Source organism: Azospirillum sp. UFLA03-27, assembly GCF_059803775.1.
The window spans coordinates 1-6315 of sequence record NZ_JAUQTX010000318.1 but is presented as its reverse complement, the minus strand read 5'-3'; the positions used below and the strand labels follow the sequence as shown (position 1 = coordinate 6315).

Genomic DNA, 6315 nt, shown 5'->3' with positions numbered 1-6315 from the left:
GTTATAGTCTCGTGGGCTCGGAGATGTGTATAAGAGACAGGGCCGGTGCCGTGCCCGACGCCCTTCGTCGTGAAGAAGGGTTCGAAGGCGCGCGCCGCCGTCTCCTCGCTCATCCCGCTGCCGGTGTCGGCAACGGCGATGGACACGCAGTCCCCGGCGGCGAGATCGAGCGGCCGTCCCTCCATGTCGTCCGGGCAATTGCCGGTGCGGATGGTCAGGGTGCCACCCGCCGCCATGGCGTCCCGCGCGTTGATGGCGAGGTTGAGGATGGCCATTTCGAGCTGGTTCGGGTCGACCCGCGCCGGCCACAGGCTGGGCTCGGTCTCCGTCACGATGCGCGTGGTGCCGCCCAGCGTGCGTTCCAGCAGCCCGCCCATGCCGGTGACCAGGGCGCCGACGTCGACCGTCTTCGGCTCCAGCCGCTGCCGGCGGGAGAAGGCCAGCAGATGCTGGGTCAGGGTGGCGCCGCGCTCCACCGCCTTCTCCGCCATGTCGAGGGCCTGGGGATGGCTGGCTCCACCGCTTTCCCCAGCGGCGCGCAGCAGGTAGAGCGAGGTGCCGATGGCCTGGAGCAGGTTGTTGAAGTCGTGGGCGATGCCGCCGGTGAGCTGGCCGATGGCCTCCATCTTGCGGGCCTGGTGCAGCGTCTCCTCGATCTCGCGCAGGGCCTGGCCGGTGCGCTCCCGCTCCTCGACGTCGCGGGCGACGTGATAGGCGCCGATGCGACGCCCGCTGGAGTCCAGGATGGTGCCGAAGGCCAGCTCGTAGCGCTTGCGCTGCAGGGCGGGGTCGCCCAGCTCCTCCACGATGGTGAAGCGCTCTCCGCCGAGCGCGCGGCTCCACAGGGATTCCGCGGTGACCTGCGCGGTGGGCAGATGCTCCATCATCTCCAGCAGGCGCTGGCCGATGGCCGGGCGGTGGCCGTACAGCGCCTCGACCTCCCGCTGGTAGGCGCCGTTGAACAGGATGTAGCGAAGCTCCTGGTCCACCGCGACGATCAGATCGGTGGAGCTTTCGATAATCGCGGCGAACAGGCGGCGGTCGGAGGCGTGGCGGTCCACCAGTTCGCCCAACTGCATCTCGTGGGCGCGCCGCCGCTCCGTCACGTCCTCCAGGATGCCGACGGCGCGGGTGGTGCCGTCCGGGTCGGTCAGGCAGGACCCGCGCATGGCCAGCCAGCGCACCTGCCCGTCGGGCGAGCCGACGGGAAACTCCGCCTCCAGTTCGCCCTTCGACGAGGCATCGCGGAAGAGGGCGGCGCGGACGGCGTTGCGGTGGTCCGCCGCGACGTTGCGAATCCAGGATTCGACCGAGGCGCCGTCGAGCACCGGGACGCCCAGGAGGGCGGCGGTGTGGTCCGAGCCGTGGAAGCGGCGGCTGTGCATGTCGAAGCGCCAGACGCCCAGCCCGACGACCTCCATGACCAGCCGTTGCTGCGCCTCGCTGTCGCGCAGGCGGCGGGCCGCCCGGTTCAGCGCGCCGGCCACCGCGTTGACCTCGCGGATCGGCGCGGGGGCGGTCATCACCGGCGATGCGTGCGGGCCGTCGCGTCCCAGCGCCAGGGCGGAACCGGCCAACGCCGCGACCGGATCGGCGATGCGCCGCCCGACCGCCAGAGCCATCGCCAGGCTGACCAGCAGCAGGATTCCGCCGCCGCACAACACCAGCGTGACCGAGCGGCGCATGGGTTCGGTGATCAGCCTCTGCGGCACGCCGACGGCGACGGTCCAGCCCGACAGCTCCGACCGGGCGAAGGCGTTGAACAGCGGCGTGCCGTCCCGCGCCACGGCGGTGAAGGTCCCGGAACTCGCCGAGGCGGTCCGGCGGAACACCTCCGCTGAAATCGGCGTGCCGGTGAAGGTGTCGGAGGCCGCGGTCCGGGTGATGACGACGCCTTGCCGGTCCCACAGGGCGGCGATCCATCCCTCCGGAAGGCTTTGCTGGCGCAGCACCTCGATGAACATCTCGGTTGGGATGCTCATGGCCAGCACATGTTCCGAGGGTCCATTCCGCGTGATCGGCAACGCGACGGCGACCAGGGGGCGTTGGGCGACGACGCCCGTGAAGATCTCGGAAATCTGGGTCTGACCGCTGTCCGCCGTCCGCCGGACGAGGCCGGTAACCGCGGTGCGGGGAAGCGGCTCCCCGAATGGGCGGCGCGTGTTGATCAGCTGCTGGCCTTGGGCGTTGCTCAGCACGATGTGCACGCCCTCGCGCCGGGAGCCCTTGTGCTGAAGCACCTCGGTCGCCTGCCGGTGGAAAGCCGCGAGATCGCCCTTCACCAAGTGGGGAGAGGTGGTGAGCACCTGGAGCGCCGTCTCCATCGCCATGAGTTCGCGGTCGATGGCGACGGCCAGCGTCCGCGCCAGATCCTGGCCGGACCGCTCGATCGCGGCGCTCTGCGTCTCGGCCATGCGGAAGACCGTCCAGCCGGCGAATCCCAGCATCGGCAGCAGCGCCGCCATGACCAGCAGCACCAGCCCGGCGCGGAGCGACAGGCCGCCGGCCCGGGGCTGGTCGTCGCCCAGGCCGCCGTCGTTCATGGCGGGTGCGTTGTCATCCTGAGCGTGCACAGGCAAGGGATGTCATGCTCCGGTATGCATGGCGAGGGGCGCGCCCGTAACCATCGCAGAGTCCAGAAGCAAAGGACACACCTTTGACGGAGCAGGGTTTTTATCGAAGGGGGTGGAGAAATCAGCCAATCCGCCCGATCGGGGAGTGTCGGTTGGGCAAAAAAGGAGAGGGGCGGCGGCTCCGCGTGACCGGACGGCTGAACAAGAAAAAGGAGCCGCAAGCGGCTCCTTTCCCATCATCGGCCGGTGCGTCCGCCGGGCGTCAGACCGTCTGCTTGCCGTCCATCAACGCCACGAAGCGGTCGAACAGATAGTGGCTGTCCTGCGGGCCGGGCGAGGCCTCCGGGTGGTACTGCACCGAGAAGACCGGCTTGTTCTTCAACCGGATGCCCTCGTTGGTGCCGTCGAACAGGCTGACGTGGGTCACCTCGGCATCGGCGGGCAGGGTCTCCTCCATCACCACGAAACCGTGGTTCTGGCTGGTGATCTCCACTCGGCCGGAAGCCAGATCCTTCACCGGATGGTTGGCGCCGCGGTGGCCCAGCGGCATCTTCTTCGTCTTGGCGCCCAGCGCCAGCGAGAGCATCTGGTGGCCCAGGCAGATGCCGAACATCGGCAGGCCGGTGTCCAGCAGGCCCTTGATCGTCGGCACGGCGTATTCGCCGGTGGCCGCAGGGTCGCCGGGGCCGTTCGACAGGAAGACGCCGTCCGGCTTGTGGCGCATCACGTCCTCGACGGTGGCGGTGCCCGGAACCACGGTCACTTTGCAGCCGGCCGCCGCGAGGCAGCGCAGGATGTTGCGCTTGGCGCCGAAATCGATCGCCACGACGTGGAAACGCGGGCTCCCCTGCGTGGCGTAGCCGGCGCCGAGCGTCCAGGCGCCCTCATCCCAGCCGTAGGTCTGGCGGCAGGAGACGTCCTTGGCGAGGTCCATGCCCTCCAGCCCCGGCCAACCCTTGGCCTTGGCGACCAGCGCGTCGAGGTCGAACTTGCCGTCCGGCGCGTGGGCGACGACGCCGTTCGGCGCGCCGAGGTCACGGATGCGGCGGGTCAGGCGGCGGGTGTCCACCCCGGCCAGACCGACCAGCCCGTAGCTCTTCAGCCAGTCGTCGAGATGGCGCGTGGCGCGCCAGTTCGACGGGTCGGTGACGTCGGCGCGCAGGATCAGGCCGCGCGCGGCGGGGGTCACCGTCTCGATGTCTTCCGGGTTGGCGCCGGTGTTGCCGATGTGGGGGAAGGTGAAGGTGATGATCTGCCCGGCGTAGCTGGGGTCGGTCAGGATTTCCTGATAACCGGTCATCGAGGTGTTGAAGCACACCTCGCCCACCGAATCCCCCACCGCACCGATGCCTCGGCCCTTGAAGACGGTGCCGTCGGCCAGAACCAGGACACCGGTGTAAGCGCCGGCATCGCCCGCCGGGAGAGTCGATTGAGCCATCCTTCAGACCTTATCAAGAGCCGCCGCGGGCCACATATTCCTGCTTTGCGGAGCGTCGGCGCCGCGTCCCGCCCCGCTGGGCGCACGCGTCGTCGTCGGTCCGTGCCCCTCCATCCCGTTTCCTTGCGGTCGGGTGTCTGAGCCTGGATCGATTAGTCGGGACGGGTGAGCCGGTCAACCGTATATGACGATTGGTACCCCGATTTCCAGCGGCGCGTTTGCATAATCGCCGTGCTTCACCGGTGGGGCTTGGCTGTTGGAAGGGTGGTCGGGGGCGTGAAGCGGCTCTTCGGAATTGACGTGGCAATCCGGCGCAAATTTAGGAATATTGCCGGTTCGCGCCGCGTCTCCCGCGCCACCCCACGGATGGGGACGGTGCGGATGCTGCCGAGCGGCCGTTATCGTTTCGACCTGATGAACACACCTGACGAACACGAAGGACACACGCAATGCTGCGCACGCGCCTGAACGAGGCTTTGAAGCAGGCGATGCTCGCCAAGAACCAGCGCGCCGTCTCGACCGTGCGCCTGATCCTGGCCGCGCTGAAGGACCGTGACATCGCGGCGCGTTCGCGCGGCGTCACCGACGGCATCGACGAGGCCGAGATCCTCTCCATGCTGCAGACGATGATCAAGCAGCGCGGCGAGTCGATCAAGCTGTACGAGCAGGGCGGCCGCCTGGAACTGGCCGAGCAGGAGCGCGAGGAGATCACCATCATCGAGGGCTTCCTGCCCAAGCAGATGTCGGAGGAGGAGGTGGCCGCCGCCGTGAAGACGGTGGTGGACGAGATCGGCGCCACCTGCATCAAGGACATGGGCAAGGTGATGGCGGAGCTGAAGGCGCGCTACGCCGGCCAGATGGACTTCGCCAAGGTCAGCGCCACCGTGAAGCAGCAGCTCTCGGCCTGCTGACGGTGCGGTTGCCGATCTAGCACGGGTGCCGCCCGACCATGGCCTTCCCGCCCCAATTCCTGGAAGAGCTTCGCACCCGTCTCGCCCTGTCGGACGTGGTGGGCAAGCGCCTGCGCCTGATCCGCGCCGGCCGCGAGTACAAGGCGCCGTGCCCCTTCCACAACGAGAAGTCGCCCTCCTTCTACGTCAACGACCAGAAGGGCTTCTTCCACTGCTTCGGCTGCGGAGCGCACGGCGACATCATCGGCTTCGTCATGCGCCACGACAACCTCGCCTTTCCGGAGGCGGTGGAGGCGCTGGCCGGCGAGGCGGGGATGCCGGTTCCTCGCGCCACGGAAGAGGACAAGCAGCGCTACGAGCGGCGCAAGACGCTGCACGATCTGGTGGAGCAGGCCGCCCGCTGGTTCGAGCAGCAGCTCTACGCCCCCGCGGGCCGTGCCGGGTTGGAGTATTTCCAGCGCCGCGGGCTGGACACCGACGGCATGGCGCGTTTCCGCCTGGGCTTCGCCCCCGCCGATTCCGGCGCGCTGAGCGGCCAGCTTCTGAAGCAGGGCTTCTCGGAAGAGGACATGGTGACCGCCGGCCTGCTGAAGCGGCCGGACGACGGGCGCACGCCCTACAGCTTCTTCCGCAACCGGGTGATCTTCCCGGTGACCGACCGGCGCGGCCGGGTGGTCGCCTTCGGCGGGCGCATCCTGGAGGGCGACGGCCCGAAATACGTCAACACCGCCGACACGCCGCTGTTCCACAAGGGCACGCTGTTGTACGGCCTGTCGCGGGCGCGGCAGGCGGCTGCGGACGGCAAGCCGGTGATCGTCGCCGAAGGCTACATGGACGTCATCGCGCTGGTCCGCGCCGGGTTCGAGGGGGCCGTGGCGCCGCTCGGCACCGCCCTGACCGAGACGCAGGTCCAGGAGTTGTGGAAGCTGATTCCCGACGCGGAGAAGGTCCCCTTCCTCTGCTTCGACGGCGACAACGCCGGGCGCCGGGCGGCGTGGCGGGCGGTGGAACGCATCCTGCCGCACCTCGCCCCCGGTCATTCCGCCCGCGTCGCCTTCCTGCCGGAGGGGGAGGACCCCGACAGCCTGATCCGCCTGCACGGTCCCCGCGCCATGCAGGAGGTGCTGGCCGAGGCCATCCCGCTGTCCGAGGCGGTCTGGCGCATGGAGACCGAGGGCAAGCCGACAGGCACCCCGGAATCCAAGGCGGCTGTGAAGGCGGCGCTGGACTCGCGGGTTGGGCAGATCGCCGACCGCGACGTGCAGTCCTTCTACCGCACGGAGATGCGCCGCCGCGTCGACGAAGCCTTCGCCCCGCCGCCGCGCCAGCGCAACGACCGCGGCCCCTGGGTTCCTGTCTCTTATACACATCTCCGAGCCCACGAGACTATAAC

4 protein-coding genes are annotated in these 6315 nt (G+C 69.1%); 2 read left to right on the top strand and 2 right to left on the bottom strand.

Features of this window, described 5'->3' with window-relative positions:
- Together Q4I23_RS29325 and carA are read right to left on the bottom strand one after the other, a co-directional pair.
- Positions 1–2543 (bottom strand): PAS domain-containing protein (locus Q4I23_RS29325; protein ID WP_498528549.1); only part of this gene is annotated, 2543 nt, incomplete at its 3' end.
- Positions 2544–2835: 292 nt separating this feature from the next.
- Positions 2836–4011, bottom strand: a complete 1176-nt coding sequence (carA, locus tag Q4I23_RS29320) for a glutamine-hydrolyzing carbamoyl-phosphate synthase small subunit (protein ID WP_498528548.1) — start codon at positions 4009–4011, stop codon at positions 2836–2838.
- A 449-nt stretch (positions 4012–4460) separates the two neighbouring features.
- Between carA and Q4I23_RS29315 the strand changes: the two genes are divergently transcribed.
- Both Q4I23_RS29315 and dnaG read left to right on the top strand, forming a co-directional pair.
- Positions 4461–4922: a GatB/YqeY domain-containing protein gene (locus Q4I23_RS29315; RefSeq protein WP_498528547.1), complete on the top strand. Its 462-nt coding sequence runs from the start codon at positions 4461–4463 to the stop codon at positions 4920–4922.
- 38 nt (positions 4923–4960) lie between these two features.
- The coding region (gene dnaG, locus Q4I23_RS29310; protein ID WP_498528546.1) for a DNA primase at positions 4961–6315 on the top strand (1355 nt) is incomplete at its 3' end.

What these genes read in the sequence shown, in the direction of transcription:
- Q4I23_RS29315 (WP_498528547.1), top strand. Translation starts at nt 4,461, where the DNA reads ATGCTGCGCACGCGCCTGAACGAGGCTTTGAAGCAGGCGATGCTCGCC.
- carA (WP_498528548.1), bottom strand. Translation starts at nt 4,011, where the DNA reads ATGGCTCAATCGACTCTCCCGGCGGGCGATGCCGGCGCTTACACCGGT.